The sequence below is a fragment of the Vibrio sp. 10N.247.310.24 genome (assembly GCF_041467175.1).
GTDB classification, from domain to species: domain Bacteria; phylum Pseudomonadota; class Gammaproteobacteria; order Enterobacterales; family Vibrionaceae; genus Vibrio; species Vibrio tasmaniensis_A.
In genome coordinates this window covers 1-20,729 of sequence record NZ_JBFSUD010000077.1, presented here as the reverse complement: position 1 = coordinate 20,729, position 20,729 = coordinate 1, and the positions used below count along the sequence as shown (strand labels likewise).

Below are 20,729 nucleotides of genomic sequence, written 5' to 3'. Positions count from 1 at the left end.
CTATCTCCATCATTAGCGTCTGCAATGACCCGGTGGGTTTAACTCTTTATGCTGCATCGGTTTCTACTTAAGCAGCATAGTTTTCATACTCTGTTTGGTTATGTATTTAACGGTCATGATACGGGCGTCATAGCCCAGTTTATTGAGTGTTCTTGCTTAATAATGTGCACCACCACACGCTTCAGCGCCTATACGCATGAGTGGCAGATCCTCGATAGGGGGAATCCATGTCATTGGTTAGCTTACTACGTATTAAATTTACAAATATAGAAAAGGAAAAATTTTGATCTGGGCAATATTCACATCATTAGCGTCATTGGCTAGTATTATCGGTTTGGCATTTCAGCTTTATCAACATAAAGAAAAACCCTTAACATATGCACTATTAATCGTTGCCTTACTTTCTTCAATTGTATCGGCAGTTCTTTGGGTGGAGAGCCAATCACTTGATCTAGAAAACAAGAAACTGAAAGCTGCTCGTTATCAAGCCGAAATGTTGTATACAAATTGGCCTGATCCTGATGATTTTGATTATGTGTCTGGTGGGGAGTTTAGAGGTATCGTTCTTTCCGGAATGGCATTTTTGGAGACCAATAGAGAATTGTTCCCTGAAACTTACGAAACAACCAAGCATTTAATGTTTACCGAACTAAAAGCATCAACTGATGATGAATCCAATTACGTAACAAAGAGAATTAAGTTGCAAGAGGCAGCGGAAGCAATGGTTCTAACGATTAAAACGATCCGAATGCCTCCAAGTTCGTAAGCCAACAAACTTTTAAAAACCAAGCAAACCAAAGAGGGCGCCAATAACAGGCGCCCTTTGTGTTAGTTGGAAACGCTGTAAGTGTCGTAGTCGCGCAGCAAGAAAAGTGCGATACAGGCTGCGAGCATTGGCCAAGAGGCAAAAAACAGTAGGTTGTTGAACGGGTCCATGTATTTTCCAAAAGAGGCGAAGGTTGAGCCTGCATGCAGGACTAAAATCGCGCCGTAGGTGTACTTCTTCCACATGCCTACAACGAACGCGCCTAAAAAGCCGAGCTGAGCGACCCCCATAGCCATTATTGCGTTGTCCGAAATGTCGATGCCGTAAAAGCCAGACAGCACCTTTGTAGCGTGCTCTGGCACTAGAATCTTATCCAATCCCCAGAACAAGAAGACGATAAAAATGCCGACTCTCAGTAGTAGTAGGCTAGTCGCCAGTTTGGTTTGAAGTGTCTTTTCCATGATATTCCTTTTAATGCACTCAACGATGCGATGAAATTAAATTTCCCTCCAAGGAGACCCATCGCCTTCGCATTTTCTTTCGTTGTTTTTTAGTGCCTTATGTAACAAGGAATGTCTGATTAACCTTTGCTTATATAATATGTCATTTTTTTGATGTGGTATCATTTACGCAGTTAATTGTTAATGGATATATAACGTGAAAAAATACCTACTATTATCGCTTTCGGTTTTAATTTTGGCTGGTTGTGGAGCCCCTCGTTACACAGGGAGCGCGATTCCAGAACCTACGACTGCAGTCGATGTTGTTATTGTTAAAGACGCTGAAACACGTGAAGGTTTTTTAAATACCATGGAAACGTGGCTGCAAGATAACGATTATACCTACACCGTCGTACCAGATAAGTCTAAGCACGATCTTGATAAGCTGACATTGGAGTATGAAGGCCATTGGAGCTGGGACTTAGCGTTGTTCTTAAAGCAAGCGGAGATCAATGCTTATCAGAACGGGCAAAGAGTAGGTGAAGTAGAGTTTAAAGTTCCATATACGGCTAACCCGAACAAGTTCGGTGATGCATCTAAGCGTATTGGTTTTATGATGGATACGGTATTTGGTAAGAAAACCGCTGAAGAAGCGACGAAAGCGGCCAATTCATCAGATTCAAAAGCGACGAACTAGTCTAATTAGCTGACTAACTCATACCTTTGTTCGCTTTCTATTTCTCTTTAAGCTCAGCTCGAAGAGACCAAGAGACCAAGAGACCAAGAGACTAAGATGTGAAGCCGTAGCTTTTACCGTTACGGCTTCACATTGTTCATATTAATTAAAGCTCTTGTCTGAAGTGATATTTTACTCATTTCGCTTGGTATTCAGGGCCTGGTATCAATACGTTTCGCTATCTTTGCTTCTTTTCATTTCGAGCCAGCCATATGAGTGGCAATATGATCATTGCAGTGCCAATCGCCATTGCAATATCAGGCATTTCACCAAACCAGACCAACCCAACTCCCACCGCTCCGAGTAAGCCGCTGTATTCAGCACTGGCGATTTTATTGCTTTCTGCCGATCGGTAAGTGACGACACATATCGCCGCGTAGATGAGGATAAAACTACTTGAACCTGCGGCAGTGATAAGTGGTGACCAATCCCATTCACGGCCTTCCCAAATGGCGAGTCCAAGTGATGCCGGAACGCCTGCTAAATTGGTTAACAACAAGGTTTGTGCGACGGTTTGATGCTTCGGAAGTTTACGAATTAACAAGTTATTGCTGGCAATGGTTAACGCCACGATAAGCGCTGCAATGGCCGCCCAATCGATCTCTGTCGGGCGAATGATGACCAGAACGCCCATAAAGCCGAATATTCCAGCAGCCACTGAGTAGCGGTTGAGTTGCTCTTTGAAAAATATCAAGGCTAACGGCAGCATCATCAAAGGTGCGGCGTAGAAAATCGCGTTGGCGGTGGCCAATGGCATGGCATTGATGGCAAACACCATAAAGATTGCACCCAGTAACCATATATGCGCGCGCAAGGCATGCCATTTCAGCCCATCGGTGAAGCTCTTTTTACTCACGCCAAAACAAAAAGGCAGAAGGATTAACACGGCAGTTAGCTGTCTGAAGAAGACAAATTGAAACACAGCAATGTCTTCGCCCAAGGTTTTAATTAAGGCATCAGAGAAAACCGCAATTAGATTACCGACAATGAGTAAACTCATTGCCATTCCAACAGACATTGAAGGCATGATGAAGCTCCTATCATTGACTGACGCGTGTTCAGTGTGAGTTAAAGATAAAATGAATAAATGTGATGGCGCAATCTTAATGCATAAAATCGTTTCATATATAATGATAAAAATTCACTTAGTATGAGCTGAACTAATAATGAAATTACCACCTTTAAGAGCAATACAATGTTTCGAGTCGGTCGCTCGTTTTAATAGCTTTTCTCAGGCGGCGATAGCGCTTCATGTTACTCAAAGTGCAGTGAGTCATCAGGTTCGCTTGCTGGAGGAATACTTAGGTGAAACCTTGTTTGTGCGTCAGGGAAGGCGTTTATCGCTCACCCCGATAGGAGAGCGTTACTACGAAGAGGTGTCTCATTCATTGCAGAATATCGCGCAAGCCAGCTACCAAATCCGCGAGGGTGAAAGTGGCAAAATTCGGATTGCAATGTACAGTTCTTTGGCCGTTAAATGGTTGGTGCCTCGGCTCGAAAACTTACGCCAACAGCATCCAGAAATCGATTTAACGTTAAGTATGGTGGCCGATGAGCCAGAGTTCTCGGATCAAGTTGCCGACTGCTTTATCACGGCTAATCCGCCAAAGAAAAACTACGTTAGTGACTTCTTATATAAAGAGCAGCTATATCCGTTTTGTAGCCAAAAGGTGTGGCAGAGAATCGAAGATAAACCTTTGCCAGAGGCACTATGGGATCAGCAGTTACTTTCAGTAAATTCAATCTTCAAGGAAGGCGGTGAAGCGAAAGACTGGGCTAAGTGGTGTGAACTCGGAGGTTTCAGCCTGCCAAAGGATGTGAAAATTAGCCAATTCAGCCACATGGTACTGGCCGCTGAGGCCGTGAAATACCATCAAGGTATCGCGTTCCTGAACGACTACTTTCTTAATGATCAAGATCTTCAACAAAACTTGGTTCGTATCCCAATGCACGACTTACCGACTGGCGACAATATGTACTTTGTCTACAAAAATTCGAGAGCCAAGCAGTTTGAAATCAGAACGTTAGGCCATTGGCTCAAACAGCAATGTTTTGATTATGAGTAAACGGTGAAGCGTAACATTGAAAGAAACCGCTCACTCTCAGACACATGCGTGGTATCTAGGTACCACGCCTGTATTTTAGGGGCGCGAACAACGCTCTTATGTTCATTGGAAACGCTTCAAGTGTCCTAACTCGAAGTAAAAAGATTGTGAGGCAGGCTGCCATCAATGAGTCTGCTTAGACTTGTTCCCATTCTGGCGTTGAGGTGGATGAGAGTTTGTCTTCATTATCTGCAGCCATATGTTGCTGTCTGAGCAAACTTATCGTCAGGCTTATTGGCATCGGTTTATAAAAATAGAAACCTTGGATATAGTCGACGCCCAGTTTAGACAAGATGTTCACTTGGGATTCGTACTCAACCCCTTCGACGATGACTTGCATACCTAAGGTGCGGGACAACTGAAGCATGGACTCCAGCAAAGGGATACCAAGGCTTGATTCGTCTGAAATGTTTTTCACAAACACGCGATCGATTTTGAGAATGCTGAACGGGAATTGTCTCACAAAGTCTAAGCCCGCATAGCCCGTACCAAAATCATCAATCGCGACTCTTACGCCCATATTCGATAGTTTGGCTAGGTTGCCTCTGATTTTGACCATGTCGGCATCAGAACATTCACCATCTTCGGTTACTTCAAAAACCACCTGTTTGAGAATCTCAGGGTGTCTTTTAAAGATGCTGATCACCTTGTTAGAAAAGTTACTGTTGGACACAACGTTGCGGCTGATGTTGACGCTGATGTATTTTGATTCGAACACGTCTTGATTGCTTTTCAACGTCACTAATACTTTGCGTAGCACGAAGTAGGTGAGCTCCTCAATCAACCCTAAGCTTTCAGCAAGCGGAATGAAAATAGCAGGGGATACATTGCCTTCAATAGGATCATTCCACCTGAGCAGCGACTCGCAGCCTACAATTTCAGTTGTGTTTTGGTTGACGATAGGCTGCATGTGAACATGTAAGTGTTTGTTTTTGAGTGCGCTAGACAGTGAGTATTCTAAGCTACGCTGGCTTTGCTTCTTATGTTTGATGGAAAGGATAATAATGGTGGTGATTCCGGCCATCAGAAAGCCAAACCATAAATAGTTCAACAGGAAGTTCCAATAATACTGATAGCCAATATATGACGTGATGGTCAGCGGGTAAGCGTTCGATTGTATTCGTACTTTGGCAATAGACGGTGCTGTATCAGAAGGGTGAATATCTTTTTTAATCACCTCAACTTTGGCCTGAATTCCGTGCTTGCTCAGGTTTGTTTCTACAATGTCATAGATGAAATGTGGTGGGATCATCAGGCTCACTCCCGCTTCTTCCTTGTTAGAGAAAATCAGCATGATGGATTGCACTTGAGTGATCGCTGAATTTGAATACGACAAGGTTGTTAAGTTCGGGGCGTCATTGAGTCTTTGTCTGATGGTGCTGTACAGGCGAAATGAGACTTCGCCATCGGTAGTCGAGCAGTAAAAACGATCGTCTTTATTGAATACCGCCGCTTCTTTTACCCAATCGGCATCAAAAACGTTTTGGCGAAGTTGCCTAACCATCGAGTCGCAAGTGTGGTCCGGTGTGATGCTTGATAGAAAAAGGTCAAACCTTGATTGAATGCTCTCAAGCCTTGTTTCGACAAGCCTCGATGTGTCTTCCGTTAAATTCTGGTAGTGAGACGGTGTAAAAGGGATAAGCAATGCCATAGAAAAAAAGAAAGAAATGGCAAAGTAGAACGAAGTCTTGGCAAAATGTTGGTACTTGATATCCATAGTTGGAGAAGCGTTACCGGTTTGGGTGAGCATTCAAGTTAATTTATAAATTTAATGATAGCGATGCAAGGTAATGCATAAATAGTGTGAATGTGCGCACGTGTTATTTATTGAAATAGAGTATTTTATCGTCTTACTATAAAAATCAGAACGTTAGATATGCTTCCAAGGTTGAGTGTGTCGTTTTTTTGTTCAGTACTTTTGCGTTTTTTGATGAAGCGGATTGTTGCCGGTTTTTTATCATCAAATTGAAAACTGTAATTTTTGAAATAATGCGAGTGAGTGGATTTGAGCGTAATGATAAAAAATATGATTTGGATGTTGCTGCGTGTTTTGATCGCCTATTTGTTGATAGGTCCTACTTACGCGATCCTTATTTTGTCTAATACAGCAACACCTGTCTTTTTAGATACTAAGGTTGAGGTTTTAGCCTGGATCTCTTGTTTCCTTCTTGTGATTGGTTATGTACTGATTAGATTTTCTAAAACGAGGTACATGGGAAAATTATTATCGCTTAGTGTATTGGGGGCGGTAGTGTTAATCATGTATGTCGATGAGCGTTATCGGATTTTTGGAGTCAGCGTTAACGCTTGGAACTTATTTTTAGCCGTTCTATATTTGACTATGCTTTTGTATTTCATTTTTCCAGTTAAGCAATTTAAGCCTTTACTGAGCTTAGTTCCCGTCGCTGGGGTATCTTGGTTTTTAGTTTGGACTTTCGTGGGTCCAATAAGCTTAACGTATGAGTTGATTAGCAATAAAACAACAATTTCAATAGCGAACTATCAAAAGGTAATCGACTTGCTACCTGAGTTGTACCTAGATGGTTTCCAGTCAGGTTTGTTTTCCATGCTTCTTGTTCTGTGGTTATATGCTTTCGTCATCTTGTGTCATAACCCTAAACGCAGTTATCAACAATTGGCGTCTCATGTCGTTAAGATTCGTAACGCTTGGCACTAACAGGGCGCATACACGTGCTTTTTAATTAGGGGAACAACAATGAAAAAGGTTTTAACGGTCGTGTTATTAACGTGTTTACCTTTGCTAGCATCAGCATCCGATGATGTTATCGATTGCGAGAATGCGATGAATACCATCGAGATCAATCAGTGTGCTGCAATTGAGTTGGAAACTGCACAAGTGGAACTTGAACAATATCTTGAAGCGAGCTTTGAGCACAACGATTATGATGCTGAGCTGGTGGCTTCAATTAAGAAGGCTCAGGAGAGCTGGCAGGCGTACATGTCGGCTCATTGTAGCTCTGTGTACACCCAATGGCGTGATGGTTCAATACGAGGCCTTATGGCGCTTTCCTGCAAGACAACGTTAACCAAGCAGCGCACGCATGAAGTGTGGGCAAATTTCTTAACCTACATGGACAGCACTCCACCAGTTTTGCCAGAGCCTAAATTAGCGCCGTAGGCAGATTTGAAATGCGTACAGGAGTGTGCTCCTACTTCAACCTTTGGCGTGCTAATAAGAAAGTGATAGGGAGTTGTCTTACTCTGTCGTTCTTAGTCTCTAGTTTGAAGTATTACCTAGCAAGGATTCGATTTTGAATAATGTCAGCGTCACCCTTGTTCAGCTTGAAGTTGAATATAAAAACAAACAAAAGAACATTGAGTCGGTCTCTGATCTTTTGGATACGGAATCGACAGTCGGGGATATCACTCTGTTGCCTGAATTGTTCACTACAGGATACATTTTTAACGATGCTGAAGAAATTCATGAACTGGCTGAAGATTTCAACGACAGTACTACTATTGATTCGTTAACTCAGATGGCAGCGAAGCATCACACCTTGATTGTTGCTGGTATTGCCGAGAAAGATAGCGGCCAATATTACGATAGCGTCGTGGTGGTTGATGGTTCAGGTTTACTTCATAAATACAGAAAAGTCAGTCAAACCAAATTCGACAAACAGTATTTTTCACGTGGGTGTGAGCTCCTTACATTTGAGCTCAAGGGCTTAAAGTTTGGTGTTGCGATTTGCTTTGATATTTGGTTCCCGGAGATCATGAGAGCGTATCAGTCGGTCGACGTTGTTCTCCATCCCGCGAATTTTGGTGGTCATCATAGCTTTGCTATTGCTCAAGCGAGAGCTTTAGAAGAGGGGTGTCATGTCGTGACGTGTAATCGCGTTGGGCAGGATGTGGTTGATGCGTTTGCCGCGACTTATTGTGGTAGCAGTAGAACCTATTCACCAAAGGGTGACTTAATGCTTCAGCTCAACGACAAGCAATCTGTAGAAACTGTGAGTATTCAAGATCTCTCGATTGCGCCGCAATATAATGGTATTGATGTCGAAGATGAGACCCAGCAAATAACCGCCCTGTTAAACCGTTAGACCGTTAGAACAAAGACTAGAGCGACATAAGATCGAAAAGCGTAAGGTGATTAAACCTTGCGCTTTGGTTTGAGAGTGACTTTTTTTAAGTTTTATCATTCATTTGAGTCTGGCGCTCAATCGAATTAACCGCTTTCATCCGCTGAGCTTGATGTATGTTGACCGTAAGTCGATTGAGCAGCTTTTGCAGCAGTTCAATATCAGGCAGTTGCTGGTCTTTTGCTTGCACTTCTAGCTCTAATGCCTGCTTAGAAAGCATGTTGAGACCTAAGTTTAACGACATACCTTTAATGGAGTGCAGGGTGCGACATAGTGGCTCTAACTCCTTCGATAAATAGTATTCGATGACTCGATCAACAGACTGTTCGAACTCAATAATGGTTGAATCGATAAGTAAGCTGAATCCTTCCGTGTCGTCTTTAAGTATGCGTATCACTTCTGACTGACTTATCTCTTCTTCTGTTAATCTCAGTGTTTCAATTGGCTTGCGATGAAGTTCGACGATGTTTTCGATGTCACTCGAGCCTTCGGTTTTTATTTGCTTAGGTAATCGATTCGAAAATTGTTGCAGGGCGTCGAAAAAGCTCTCTTGTTGCAGAGGTTTAGTCAGAATATGGTCGACACCGGCTTGAATGAAGTTGTCATGAGCTTCACGGAAAACATCGGCCGTGTAGGCGAATATCAAGGTGTCGAGTTTTAGTTTCTCGCGGATGTACTGAGTGGTCTCGATCCCGTTCATTTCCGGCATGTGATTGTCCATCAAGATCAGATCGTATTGATTGGTTTTGAGGCGTTCAATTGCCAATTTACCATTCTCCGAAAGATCAACATGATGGCCGAGCTTTTCACAGAAGCCTTGTGCCACGATCGCATTAATACGATTGTCTTCCACCAATAAAATACGCAATGAATCACAAGTCAGGTTTTCTGTATTGATTACTGGTGTGACGATATCCCCTGTTTTTCCTTCTTGCCATGCGATAGGCAGAGAAACTTGGAATTTTGTGCCAAGCCCGACAGCGCTCGTCAGTGTTATTTCACCATTCATTAGGCTGACTAGATTCTTAACGATCGCGAGGCCAAGCCCCGTCCCGCCAAACTTTCTTGTGGTTGAAGTGTCAGCTTGTTCAAACGAATTAAAAATTTGCTCGTGTTTGTCCTTTGGAATGCCAATACCCGTGTCTGTTACCGTGAGAATAAGTTGGTTGTTTGGTCTGTTGAGATCCGCTTGAATGGACACGTGACCTTCTTTGGTAAATTTGGTCGCATTACCGCCCAAGTTGAACATGATCTGACGTAATCTTGCACAGTCTCCGATCAGCTGGATGCTTGTTGGTATATTATTTTCGATTAACAGGCGAATGCCTTTTTCATCGGCCAAAGGTTTAAGCGCGCTACGTACAGGTTGTATTACTTGGACAAAATTAAAGGGGGCAAAGTCTAACTCAAGTTTATTTTCTTCCACTTTCGAGAAATCTAATATGTCGTTGAGTATCGTCATTAAATGATGGCCAGAATCGAGAATTAGATCGATGTTCTCTTTTGTTTCCGGCTCTTGGGTTTGGCTGGCAATGATCTGGGAGATACCAAGTACTCCATTCATTGGCGTTCGAATCTCGTGGCTCATAGTCGACAGAAACTCGCTCTTAGCCTTTACCGCCGCTTCTGCTTTGGTTCTTTCTTCGATTAACTCCTGATTTTTCTCTCGCATTTCGCTGTCATTTTTTACGAGGTTTGTTGTCATTTTTTGAAAGCTTTGTGTGAGGAGAGCCACTTCGTCTTGGCTGTCGTTCTTTGAACCAAGTTCGAGAGTCGCAGCGCCTTGTTTCAAATGGCCAGCGGCAACTTGGTTCGCTGCTTTAAGTAGAGTGTGTAATCTTCGTTTAATTCGCTTGGACGACCACGTAGCGACAAAGAGTGAGATAAACACCGAAAACAGTGTTCCCAGAATGAGTACATAACTGGTTTGATTCGCTGAGCTTTCGGAATTGGCGACTCTGACACTGATAAGTTGTTGTTCAATTTCAATAAATTGAGCAATCTCTTGACGGATCTCATCAATCAGTCTTTTTCCGGTTCGCTGCTGAGTGAGATAGACAACACTTTGCATTTCAGCTTCACCTCTGTTCACGAGGTTGCGCTGCATGATCTCTTTCTCTCCTGATTTTTCTAGCCATGTGTTGTGGATAGCATCAATTCGATTAAGGCGTTCAACTTGAGGTGGGTTGTCACTCACTTGAGTCGCAAGGGTTTGAATTTTTTGAGGCCATACATCAAGTGCTAAGTAGTAGGGTTCTAAAAAAACGAGGTCACCGGAGATCAGATAGCCACGCTGAGCCGTTTCCATGTCTACTGTTAGGCTGAGAAGTTCTTGAGCCCGAGCGATGGCTTTGTGTGTATGAACGACCCAATTATTGTCTTTCACAATATTTCGGGTGTTGTCATGAACAGAAAAAGCAACGATAAGCATCAAAGCGATAGGAATAAAAAAGCTAACCAATAGCTTCTTCTGTAGGGATATGTTGTCAAACCAACCCGCGATCATAAAACAGCGCTCTCCATGTCGATGTCATTTCATTGTTAGTGTAGATGATAATGAGTAGCTAAGTGCGTAAATAGTTGCTAAGCGCGCAAATGCATACGTTGGGGATGTAAGTCCTGCATATAAAGGGTATTTATGGAGCAAGTAAGAATCGTAATTATGTGCCAAAGACAAAAAAGCTAGCCCGAATAAGCTAGCTTTCAACTGTATCATGGGCGGGTTGAGCCCTAAATCGCTTTTACGCTGCTTCGCTCTACAAGAGTCGGTTCTAGTTCAACGACTTGCGGGTAGGCGTCTGGTGTTTGTAGTCGGCTTAACAGGGTATCGACCGCCGCTTTACCTAAACGGTGCTTTGGCTGGTGGATTGTGCTTAAAGCGGGTGTCATGTACTTAGATAAGTGGATGTCATCGTAGCCAATGATAGACAGGTCATTTGGAATCAATGTGCCATCTTGAGCTGCCGCGTGAATCACACCCATCGCCATCATGTCGTTACTGACGAACAAGGCCGAAGGCATTTGACCACGAGCTTTTAATGTTTGGTAAGAATCAAAGCCACCATCGCATTCGAAGTTTGATTCAACAATCCACTTAGGGTTGATCTCTAAATTCGCTTCTTCCATTGCTTGTTTATAGCCTTGATAACGAGAAGAGGCTTGGTTGCGATGCAGTGGGCCAGTAATACAGCCAATGTCCGAGTGACCATTATCGATCAGGTGTTTGGTTGCCATGTAGCCACCTTGATGCGAGTTGTCTTGGATTTTATCACTTGCGAACAGCATTGGACCCCAGTCCATTACCACGACAGGTAACTCTGGGTAGCGCTCGAACACATCGATATGCTGACCTTCAAGCGTTGAACACATCAGCATCAAGCCATCGACACGCTTTTGCAGCAAGGTATCGATAGAGGATTTCATGCGTTCGCTATCGCCTTCGGTGTTGCATAGGATGAGGTTGTAGCCTTTTTCGTAGCAACGACGCTCAACACCTTTCACTACTTCACCAAAGAATGGGTTGGTAGAGGTGGTAACCAGCATGCCCAAGGTTTTGGTTTGCTTCATTTTTAAGCTGCGAGCTAATGCAGACGGCGCGTAGTTGAGTTCTTTGGCCGCACTGTTTACACGCTCAGCAATCTCTTCGCTGACAAAACGTGACTTGTTCATCACATGGCTCACGGTAGACGTTGAAACTTTTGCAACCCGAGCGATGTCTTTCATTGTTGCCATATAAAATCCTTGTGGGAATCACTTTTCCACGTTGGGCGATATTCTGCCTGAAAACAGGGGCTTATGCTTGTTATTTGTTGTTACCGATTAACAGTAAAAATCAACTAAGCAGACAGTTGCTCTGCCAAAAACGCATCGGTTTCAGCACGGCTTGGAATCGACGTTTGAGCGCCAAAGCGAGTCACTGAAATGGCAGCGGCAGCGTGAGCAAACTTAATCGCACGTTCTAGTGGCATGTCTTCAAGCAAGCCAGTGACTAATGCGCCGTTAAAGGTGTCACCAGCAGCGGTTGTGTCCGTAGCTTCAACGCGGAAGCCTGCGATTAATTCACCTTCGCTAGCTTCATTACCTTGACCACGATGACTCACCCAAACGCCTTTCGCGCCTAGAGTGATCATTACCGTTTCGATGCCTTTCGCGTGCAGAGCCAGGGCAGCCTGATGAGCAGATGCGTTGTCCGTCACGGTAATGGCGGTCAGCACTTCTGCTTCGGTTTCGTTGGGTGTGATCACATCAACGCAAGCAAGCAGTGAATCCGATAACGGACGAGCAGGAGCCGGATTTAGAATCACTTGCGTGCCGCTCTCTTTTGCTACTTTTGCTGCGTATTCAATGCCTTCAATTGGCGTTTCAAGCTGAGTCAGCAAGTATTTAGCACCGCGAATCTTCTCTAGATGCGGTTCGATTTGATTGCAAGTCAGCTTGTTGTTGGCTTCCGCAGAAAGACAAATACTGTTTTCGCCTGTTGCTGATACTTGGATCATCGCGATGCCAGTAGGCGTGTTGTTTGCAACGATCACACCGTCGATGTTGATGCCGTCTTTGGCTAAGTCTTGACGAATATTGATCCCAAATGGGTCGTCACCAACACAGGCGATAAAGCCAATGTCTGCGTTTAGTCTTGCTGCCGCTACGGCTTGGTTTGCGCCTTTGCCGCCAGGGATGACCTGATAGTTACCGCCAATCAAGGTTTCACCCGGACGAGGGAACGAAGGAACTTGCAATACGTGGTCAGCGTTAACGCTACCTAAAACAATCAGTTGAGTCATGATACGAGCCTTATGATATATCGTATTTGAAAATGCATGGGTCTTTCTCATTACGCAAATTCTTGTTGCGTTAACTGCTCGCCTTGTTAGACGGCTTATGAGAAACAGCGATGCACTGTCGGAGTTTTGCTTTTTGTCTTGAGCTAATGAGCTAATGAGCTAATGAGCAGGGAGATAGGGGACTCCCTGCTTAATTAGATCTCAGCGCTAAACTGAATTACTTAGCGATGATTTTTAGAGGTACTGGTACGTACTCGTCTACTGTCTCGCCTTTCAGTACTTTGTCTGCCATTTCAACACCTAAAGAACCGATTAGGTCAGGTTGTTGTGCAACCGTTGCGCCAAGTAAGCCACGGTTAACAGCAGCGATGCCGTCTTCAGTGCCATCAAAGCCAACGATCATCACTTCTTTACCCGAAGCTTGAACTGCGCGAAGTGCACCTAGCGCCATTTCATCGTTTTGAGCGAATACCGCTTGTACGTCTGGGTTAGCTGCAAGCAAGTTTTCCATTACGTTCAGACCTTTAGTACGGTCGAAATCAGCAGGTTGGCTTGCAAGAAGCTCAAGGTCGCTGCCGTTTACTGCGTTCATGAAGCCTTCACCACGTTCACGAGCAGCAGAAGTACCAGCAATACCTTCAAGTTGTATTACTTTTGCTTTCTCGCCTACTTTTTCCATGATGAAGTGACCTGCCATTTCGCCGCCGATTACGTTATCAGAAGCAATGTGGCTCACTACGTCACCACGGCTCGCGCCACGGTCTAGCGTTAGTACAGGGATGTTTGAACGGTTAGCAATACGAATAGCGTTAGATACTGCATCTGAATCTGTAGGGTTAATCAGGATTGCCTTAACACCACGAATGGTTAGATCTTCAATGTTCGAAAGCTCTTTGCTTGGGTCGTTTTGAGAATCAAGAACGATAAGCTTGTAGCCTAGCTCTTCAGCTTTCGCTTCTGCGCCATCTTTCATGGTTACGAAGAATGGGTTGTTCAATGTAGACAGAACGATTGCCATTGTATCTTGCGCCTGTGCAGACACAGATACCGTTGTAGAAAGAAGAGCAGCAGAAATAAGAGTCGCTAATTTTTTCATGGTGTAAGTCCTTTGTGTAGGGTGAGCTAGGAGGTGAGTCCTAGCTCGTAGTTACATTATTTATAGATTCTAATATTTAAAGGTAAAACAGGGTGTTACTTGTATTAACCTAGAGTGTGAATAGGTTTTATTTGTTTTTGTTGTCGACCAATACCGCCAGAAGAATAACCACTGCTTTTGCAATCATCTGGTAGTAAGAAGATACGTCTAATAGGTTTAGGGCGTTGTTTAGGAAGCCGATAATCAGAGCACCAATCAATGTGCCCATGATGCGGCCACGACCGCCGGCTAAGCTTGTTCCACCCAATACTACTGCGGCGATGGCGTCTAGCTCATAACCCATACCTGCGGTAGGCTGAGCTGATGACAAACGAGATGCCACGATGATGCCTGCAACCGCTGCTAACAGACCACAGATTGCGTAAACGCCGATTTTTACTTTGTCTACGTCGATGCCAGACAGGCGAGTTGCTGATTCGTTGCCACCCAGTGCGTAAACGTAGCGACCAAAACGTGTGTGGTTAAGTAGGTACCATACTGCAGCGAATACCACGGCCATGATCCATACTGGAACTGGGATGCCCATTGCGTAGCCTGTACCGAACCAAGCGAACGCGTCTGCTGTGTCAGTAAAGCCAGTCGAGATAGGACGACCATCTGTGTAAACCATGGTTACGCCGCGCAATAGAGTCATTGTTACAAGCGTTGCAATGAAGGCTTGAACCTTACCCTTGGCGATAATCACGCCACTGATCGCACCCAATGCTGCGCCTGCTACTAGAGCGGTTGGCACTGCGATCATCACTGGGATTTCCATGCCAATCATGCTGGCTGCGAAAGCACCACAAAGTGCAAGTACAGAACCAACACTCAAGTCGATACCCGCGGTTAAGATAACCAGTGTCATACCTACTGCGATAATGGCGTTAATCGAAGTTTGGCGCAGGATATTGAGGATGTTATCGACGGTGAAAAAGTTTGGGTTTAAGAATGAAACGACAACAATCAGGAAGATCAAAGCAATCAATGACTTTTGATCAATCAGCCACTCTTTGCTGATTAACGGTTTTTTCTTTGGAGCTTCAGTTGTTTTGCTCATGGTTTTAGTACTCATGCTGCGTCCTCGTTGATCTTTTTACCGACCGCACACGCCAGTAATAATTCTTGGTTTGCTTCTTTAGCATCAAATTCACCGCTTACACGGCCTTCATGCATCACCATGATGCGGTCACTCATTCCTAACACTTCTGGCATTTCAGACGAGACCAAAATGATGCTCATGCCGTCGGCTTTAAATTTATTAATGAGTTGGTAAATCTCTTTCTTCGCACCGACATCGACACCACGAGTGGGTTCATCGAGAATCAGTACTTTTGGTTTGGTCATCAAGCCTTTAGCAATTGCCACTTTCTGTTGATTACCGCCAGAAAGGTTGCCAATAATTTGTTCGCGAGTCGGGGTTTTGATGTTGAACAGCTTGATGAAGTCATCGACTGCAATCACTTCATCTTTATGTTGGATTTGACCTTTCTTAGTCAGCAGATCCAGTGCACATAACGACATGTTTTCTTTCACTGAAAGTCCTAGCACAAGGCCATCGCCTTTACGGTCTTCAGAGATGTAAGCAATGCCATTGGCCAAGCCATCTTTCGGGCTTACAGGGTTAATGGTTTTGTTTTCTAGGTTGATGACACCGCGCTTACTTGGAAGGGCACCGTAAATCACTTTCATCAGTTCAGTTCGGCCTGCACCCATAAGGCCAGATACACCCAGGATTTCGCCGCGCTTTAGAGTAAAGCTCACGTCATGAACACCAGAACCCGTCAGGCCAATCACTTCAAGACAGGTTTCACCGTGGCTCTGCCCGATACGTGGATATTGTTCGTCTAGCTTACGGCCAACCATCATTTCGATTAAGCCATCTTCGTCGGTGTCTTTAACTTCACACTGACCAATGAACTTACCGTCACGAAGCACGGTGATGTCATCGCAAATCTCAAAGATCTCTTTCAAGCGGTGAGAGATGTAAACAATGCCGCAGCCTTCAGAACGTAGCTCGTTGATCACTTTAAACAGCGACTCGGTTTCGGTATCGGTAAGCGCATCAGTTGGTTCATCCATGATGATGACCTTAGATTCAAACGATAGGGCTTTTGCGATCTCTACCATTTGTTGCTCACCAAGGCTTAGCTGACCTAAAGGTGTTTTTGAACTGTGTTTCACGTTAAGGCGTTTAAGTAGCTTGTCGGCTTCTTGGTACATCTCGTTCCACAAGATGCGACCCATGGTGCCCGTGATTTCACGACCTAAGAAGATGTTCTCGGCGATGGTTAACTCAGGAATTAGGTTCAGTTCTTGGTGAATGATACTAATGCCTGCTTGTTGAGAGTCACGCGGTCCTTTAAATGCAGCCGGTTTTCCTTGGTAAGCGATAGCGCCGCTGTCCAAGTGGTAGATACCCGTAAGCACTTTCATAAGCGTGGATTTACCTGCACCGTTTTCACCCATTAACGCCATTACGCGTCCTGGGTAAACGTTGAGGCTTGCCTTATCCAGTGCTTTCACACCAGAGAAGGCTTTCTCAATTGAGCTAAGTTCTAAAATGGCTTGAGTCATGTCGGTTCCTTTACTCGGGGCCAGTTGTATTTGGTTGTGTCTATCTTTTTTCAGCAATGACGCTGGACTGTCGTTGCGTTTCGCATGAGCTAAAACGTTACGCCAGCTTGGAAAATAACATTTGCGTATGGCGTGCATTCACCAGTGCGAATCACCGCGCGGCTTTCATGCGTACGCTCTTTGAATTCTTCATGAGTGATGTAAGTAATCGAAAGCGGTTTGCCGCAACGCGCTTCTTCTGTCTTGATCAAATCAATCAGCGCAGCGTGGTGCTCTGGGCTCACTTTCGCAAACTCTTCTGCAATCACAACGCCTTCAATTTGAGACTCATCCAGCATGGTTTTTACTGTCTGCTGAAAACTTGGAACACCGTGAGTCAAAGCAAGGTCTATGCGAGTCACATGATCCGGAATCGGCAACCCTGCATCACAAATCGCGATTTCATCTGTATGGCCAAGAGTCGCCACTAGGTAAGAGAGCTCAGAGTTTATTAGGGTACTTTTTTTCATATCACGACCTATCGAAAAATAACGTTTAATGGGTTGAGAACAACTCAAAAAAAAGCCATCGAAACGTTTCGATAGTGATAATAGTGTGTGATTTATCATTTGCACGTTTGATTGTTTTAGAGTGTGATAACGATCATCGAAACGTTTCGGCGGGGCGTTTTTTGGTGATCGCAATCACTTTCATTGGCAATTAAGAAGGTAAGGTAACGTAACGTTAACTTAAGGCAAAGGGAGCTAAAGTTTATTCACCGGAACATTTTGAACAGATTCTATAGGGGAGGCTTTAAAGGGTGTTTCTATTGCTAGATATCCAGCTTCATTGGTATTGGGTATGACGAACAACGTATAGCCATATCGAGGAATCGTAACAATTTTGATGTTAGATGCTCTCAAGCGAACAAAAACATTTCTTAAGCAATAAATGACATTGGTTAGTGCTTGTGTCGGCACCGTTTCGTTTCCCCAACATGCGTTCACGATGTCTTTTCTAGGGATGGGTTGTCCGGCGCTTTTCGACAGTAGACAAAGCACGGAAAACAAGTGGTGACGTAAACAGATCTTGTTCCCCTGTTTGTTAGTGATGTTTCGAGTATCTACATTAAGAGTTAGGTCGCCAAAGTGGATTTCGTTATTCATTGTTTTTCGATCTTTCTCATTCTTCATTGTGGAGGAGTGGGTTGGGATAGCAGATAAAGCGCGCGGATTATGCAAAATAACGTCACTGTTGAAAGTAAGCATGCGTAAGTCTGCACGAATAAAATCTAAAAATGGGATGGTTTGAAAATAGATGGGAGGTTTTTTTTAAGAAATGGATGGATTTTATTTGTCTATTATTCAGATGGTTATTTAGCTATAACTGATTATGTTGTATGAGATTACAAAGTGATTATATATTTATTTATTTTTTTGTTTTCTGTGAGATTAACCTGCTTGCCAATTCGACGGGGTGTCGGATAACTCTAACAAGATTGTGCAGCACAGGAAGGCGTAACAATCTTGATTTGCATTAAGTAAGGTCAAGCCGTAATGAACAAAAAATTTCTTCTAAGCATCGCAATGATGTCAGTATTTTCAGCAAACAACGTAATGGCAGCGGACAGCGGTTTCTACCTAGGTGGTGCAATCGGTACGTCTGGTGTGGATGACGGTGGCATGTTTGATTCTGTAAATGTACCCGTTAGCTTTGAAGCAGAAGACAACACATATCGTTTGATTGCAGGTTACAAATTTAATCGCATCGTTGCGATTGAAGCGCAATACACGGACTTTGGTGATGTTGTTGCTAAATCACCAGGTCGTAATGATGGTTTCACTTGGACACCTCAAATCTTTTCAGTAACGGCTAATCTTGGTTACACGTTTGATAATGGCGTTCGTCCGTTTGGTACTATCGGTTTATCGACTATTGATCTAGACATGAAGCTTGCAGACGGCTCTCGCCCTTCAGAAAGTGGTTTTGATGATACGGGAGACGGCATCCGTATGGGTGTTGGTGTTGAATACACACCACCTACAATGTCTTCGTTGAGCTTTCGCCTAGCGTACGAAGCCGATGCTTTTGACATCGAAGATAACGACAACGGACACAAGACAGAAGAAACCGTTGTTCTGGACTCTTTTTACTTAGGCGCAATGTACACATTCTAAGTTTAACACCTTGCTAAACGGTAAATCGGTTCTAAATGGGGCGTCGGTTGGCTCAACCCGTTTGGCTAAAGTGGAAAGCCGCAGTTTTTGACTGCGGTTTTTTTATGTATAACTCTAGGCTTCACGAATATGAGCGGTGACAGACACGATGGCATGGTCGGTACTGAATTGGTCATGCTCGAAGCTTGGATTGATGAGGTGATGGTCTAACACTGTGTAGCTAGAGATCTCCATTAAGCTTGAAGAGTTCTGACAATCAAACTCGTTCGACATCAAAATGTAGTCCAGTACAGACCCAGAAGCGCCGTAGTAATGGGTTGGCTTACGCTGTTCAAGCAAGTCTTCTTCATGTAGTTGATGATAAAGATCCCAGCTGTCTTTCAATCGAAAGTGGGATAGCCAATGCTTGCTGTTTTCGTCTCGGTTGATTGAGTAACTCAACAGCCCTTTAAACTCATCATTAAACAGAGGTTTATTAAAGTCACCCATCAACACAACAGGTTGCTCGGTTTGGTAACGTTGGTTGGTGATGTATTGGTGCAGCATCTGAGCTTCTAGACCGCGTTGGACACTCGATAGCCAAGAACCAAGCTGTTCTTGGTGAAAACGAGTGAGCGTGTCACTTTGTGGTTTTGCACCTTGCTGAGTGTCGTCCGCATCGACAGATTCTACCTTTGGTTCTGTCGGACGTTGTGATTTGAAGTGCACCACATAACAGTCGGTTGAACCTAAATGGGGTAACGTAATCGTCGCGTGAACAGGCGTTCTGTTGAATGAGAATTTGTCGTCAAGGTTGAACGCTGTCAGTAACGTCGAATCTGGCGTAACAGGCTGTACGTTTTCAATCGGGTAACGGGAAGCGATCCCAACGACAGGTGAGGTGTATAGGTAATCATCTTCAACGTGTGCGCTATCGACCACAGCAAAGTATGGATAACCTAGCTCATTCATCAATTGTTCTAAAGACTGCGGGCTAAATATCTCTTGGAAGCCAATCACATCGCAATCTAATGAACGAATCGCTTCAGCCATCCAATGTTGCTTCTTCTGCCATTCTTCGAAGCTGTAGATGTTCTCAAAATCATAATAAGCATTCGGTGGCTCGAGATAGTTCAGAAGGTTGAACGTTGCGAATGTTATTTGGTTTGGTTTGTTCAAAGTGTCATTCCATTTAGACCTAGGCTGCAAGGATACTCCACTAAAAGTATAGTTTGTTGATTATTTAGAGCCTAAATTTCACTTTAGAAGCCAACCAAAGGAATCTAAGCCGTGGAGGCTTGTGTCATTCACGCTAAGCAATCTTAGCGCTTCCTCCTTCCCCTGCGCTTTCCAACGCCACCAAGCTAATCAACGTAATCAAAGGAACCGAAGGAATCAAAGCTCACTGCATCCAATAACTTCGAGCGGTGACGAGTTAATTGTAAATAAACCGTCAGAGATAGAGTGCTGATGGTTTTATTAGTTATTACATGATGTTAGATTTGAACCTATACTTGATTTAACGGCATGCATTCAAAGCCGATAAATCAACTTGAATATAGAATTCATGACATTTGAAGGGAGAGTCAAATGGGAACAGTTTTTCGACGCAAAGCCTCGCAGCGCACTCAGTTTTTCAGGTCTAATTTAAAGTCCTGTGCAGTCATGTTGCCGCTTATTGTTTTACACCCCTCCGTTACTTACGCTTCTGATACCCAATCCACTCCTGCTGTCACCGTTATTGAAACCACACAACTGGTTGGTTTTGGTGAAGCAAAATATCCAGCCGACTTCACTCACTTCGATTACGTTAATCCTGATGCGCCAAAGCAGGGCAAAGTGACCTATGGCAGTATAGGTACGTACGATAGCTTTAATCGATTCGGTTCCCGCGGCGCTGACGGATCCCCTCATAATTTCCCTAGTCCTGCGTTGTGTGTGAGCCTTTGAT

19 protein-coding genes and 2 pseudogenes are annotated in these 20,729 nt (G+C 44.0%); 8 read left to right on the top strand and 13 right to left on the bottom strand.

Annotation, left to right across the window (positions count from 1 at the left end; genetic code table 11):
* Positions 1 to 99: 99 nt before the first annotated feature.
* Positions 100 to 216 (bottom strand): annotated as a pseudogene (locus AB6E08_RS18735) (IS110 family transposase); the annotation flags it as partial.
* 67 nt (positions 217 to 283) lie between these two features.
* Here AB6E08_RS18735 and AB6E08_RS18730 point away from each other — a divergent pair.
* Entirely contained in the window at positions 284 to 766 is a 483-nt protein-coding gene (locus AB6E08_RS18730) for a hypothetical protein (protein WP_102535086.1), read from the top strand.
* A 62-nt stretch (positions 767 to 828) separates the two neighbouring features.
* On the opposite strand, the gene AB6E08_RS18725 is transcribed toward AB6E08_RS18730, so the two are convergent.
* Complete coding sequence (locus AB6E08_RS18725) at positions 829 to 1,227, bottom strand: hypothetical protein (protein ID WP_102535087.1); 399 nt, start codon at positions 1,225 to 1,227, stop codon at positions 829 to 831.
* Between the two features lie 196 nt (positions 1,228 to 1,423).
* Here AB6E08_RS18725 and AB6E08_RS18720 point away from each other — a divergent pair, with 196 nt between their 5' ends.
* Positions 1,424 to 1,903 (top strand): Sbal_3080 family lipoprotein, encoded by a 480-nt coding sequence (locus tag AB6E08_RS18720; protein WP_108162008.1) that lies wholly within the window; start codon positions 1,424 to 1,426, stop codon positions 1,901 to 1,903.
* Between the two features lie 217 nt (positions 1,904 to 2,120).
* Here AB6E08_RS18720 and AB6E08_RS18715 read toward each other — a convergent pair whose 3' ends face one another.
* Complete coding sequence (locus tag AB6E08_RS18715) at positions 2,121 to 2,969, bottom strand: DMT family transporter (RefSeq protein ID WP_372064753.1); 849 nt, start codon at positions 2,967 to 2,969, stop codon at positions 2,121 to 2,123.
* A gap of 139 nt (positions 2,970 to 3,108) precedes the next feature.
* Here AB6E08_RS18715 and AB6E08_RS18710 point away from each other — a divergent pair, with 139 nt between their 5' ends.
* Positions 3,109 to 4,008: a LysR family transcriptional regulator gene (locus AB6E08_RS18710; RefSeq protein WP_017092010.1), complete on the top strand. Its 900-nt coding sequence runs from the start codon at positions 3,109 to 3,111 to the stop codon at positions 4,006 to 4,008.
* 175 nt (positions 4,009 to 4,183) lie between these two features.
* Here the strand turns inward: AB6E08_RS18710 and AB6E08_RS18705 are convergent, their stop codons facing one another.
* Entirely contained in the window at positions 4,184 to 5,764 is a 1,581-nt protein-coding gene (locus AB6E08_RS18705) for an EAL domain-containing protein (RefSeq protein ID WP_372064758.1), read from the bottom strand.
* 297 nt (positions 5,765 to 6,061) lie between these two features.
* Between AB6E08_RS18705 and AB6E08_RS18700 the strand changes: the two genes are divergently transcribed.
* From AB6E08_RS18700 to AB6E08_RS18690, 3 genes are all read left to right on the top strand, one after another.
* Positions 6,062 to 6,724 (top strand): hypothetical protein, encoded by a 663-nt coding sequence (locus AB6E08_RS18700; RefSeq protein ID WP_372064750.1) that lies wholly within the window; start codon positions 6,062 to 6,064, stop codon positions 6,722 to 6,724.
* A 39-nt stretch (positions 6,725 to 6,763) separates the two neighbouring features.
* Complete coding sequence (locus AB6E08_RS18695; RefSeq protein ID WP_372064747.1) at positions 6,764 to 7,186, top strand: lysozyme inhibitor LprI family protein; 423 nt, start codon at positions 6,764 to 6,766, stop codon at positions 7,184 to 7,186.
* A gap of 133 nt (positions 7,187 to 7,319) precedes the next feature.
* Positions 7,320 to 8,111 carry a carbon-nitrogen hydrolase family protein gene (locus tag AB6E08_RS18690; protein ID WP_372064744.1) on the top strand — a complete coding sequence of 264 codons (792 nt, stop codon included), beginning with the start codon at positions 7,320 to 7,322 and terminating at the stop codon, positions 8,109 to 8,111.
* Between the two features lie 85 nt (positions 8,112 to 8,196).
* On the opposite strand, the gene AB6E08_RS18685 is transcribed toward AB6E08_RS18690, so the two are convergent.
* From AB6E08_RS18685 to AB6E08_RS18650, 8 genes are all read right to left on the bottom strand, one after another.
* On the bottom strand, positions 8,197 to 10,656 hold the full coding sequence (locus AB6E08_RS18685; RefSeq protein WP_372064741.1) for a CHASE3 domain-containing protein: 2,460 nt from the start codon (positions 10,654 to 10,656) through the stop codon (positions 8,197 to 8,199).
* Between the two features lie 224 nt (positions 10,657 to 10,880).
* Complete coding sequence (locus tag AB6E08_RS18680) at positions 10,881 to 11,882, bottom strand: substrate-binding domain-containing protein (RefSeq protein ID WP_004730338.1); 1,002 nt, start codon at positions 11,880 to 11,882, stop codon at positions 10,881 to 10,883.
* A 104-nt stretch (positions 11,883 to 11,986) separates the two neighbouring features.
* Positions 11,987 to 12,931 carry a ribokinase gene (gene rbsK, locus AB6E08_RS18675; RefSeq protein ID WP_372064737.1) on the bottom strand — a complete coding sequence of 315 codons (945 nt, stop codon included), beginning with the start codon at positions 12,929 to 12,931 and terminating at the stop codon, positions 11,987 to 11,989.
* Between the two features lie 217 nt (positions 12,932 to 13,148).
* Positions 13,149 to 14,027 (bottom strand): ribose ABC transporter substrate-binding protein RbsB, encoded by an 879-nt coding sequence (gene rbsB / locus AB6E08_RS18670; RefSeq protein WP_004730342.1) that lies wholly within the window; start codon positions 14,025 to 14,027, stop codon positions 13,149 to 13,151.
* Positions 14,028 to 14,154: 127 nt separating this feature from the next.
* The gene (rbsC, locus tag AB6E08_RS18665) at positions 14,155 to 15,141 is read right to left on the bottom strand and encodes a ribose ABC transporter permease (protein ID WP_004730344.1); all 987 of its coding nucleotides are present in this window, start codon (positions 15,139 to 15,141) and stop codon (positions 14,155 to 14,157) included.
* Positions 15,138 to 16,643 (bottom strand): ribose ABC transporter ATP-binding protein RbsA, encoded by a 1,506-nt coding sequence (gene rbsA, locus AB6E08_RS18660; RefSeq protein ID WP_372064733.1) that lies wholly within the window; start codon positions 16,641 to 16,643, stop codon positions 15,138 to 15,140. The genes rbsC and rbsA overlap by 4 nt, the downstream gene beginning before the upstream one ends.
* A gap of 89 nt (positions 16,644 to 16,732) precedes the next feature.
* Complete coding sequence (gene rbsD, locus AB6E08_RS18655; RefSeq protein WP_372064730.1) at positions 16,733 to 17,152, bottom strand: D-ribose pyranase; 420 nt, start codon at positions 17,150 to 17,152, stop codon at positions 16,733 to 16,735.
* A gap of 234 nt (positions 17,153 to 17,386) precedes the next feature.
* Positions 17,387 to 17,788 carry a transcriptional regulator gene (locus AB6E08_RS18650; protein WP_372064727.1) on the bottom strand — a complete coding sequence of 134 codons (402 nt, stop codon included), beginning with the start codon at positions 17,786 to 17,788 and terminating at the stop codon, positions 17,387 to 17,389.
* A 390-nt stretch (positions 17,789 to 18,178) separates the two neighbouring features.
* Between AB6E08_RS18650 and AB6E08_RS18645 the strand changes: the two genes are divergently transcribed.
* The gene (locus AB6E08_RS18645) at positions 18,179 to 18,799 is read left to right on the top strand and encodes a porin family protein (RefSeq protein WP_017092018.1); all 621 of its coding nucleotides are present in this window, start codon (positions 18,179 to 18,181) and stop codon (positions 18,797 to 18,799) included.
* Positions 18,800 to 18,913: 114 nt separating this feature from the next.
* Here the strand turns inward: AB6E08_RS18645 and AB6E08_RS18640 are convergent, their stop codons facing one another.
* A complete protein-coding gene (locus tag AB6E08_RS18640; RefSeq protein WP_372064724.1) occupies positions 18,914 to 19,957 on the bottom strand; it encodes an endonuclease/exonuclease/phosphatase family protein in 1,044 nt (347 codons plus the stop codon).
* A gap of 411 nt (positions 19,958 to 20,368) precedes the next feature.
* Between AB6E08_RS18640 and AB6E08_RS18635 the strand changes: the two are divergent.
* Positions 20,369 to 20,686, top strand: a pseudogene (locus tag AB6E08_RS18635) (ABC transporter substrate-binding protein); the annotation flags it as partial.
* Positions 20,687 to 20,729: the final 43 nt, after the last annotated feature.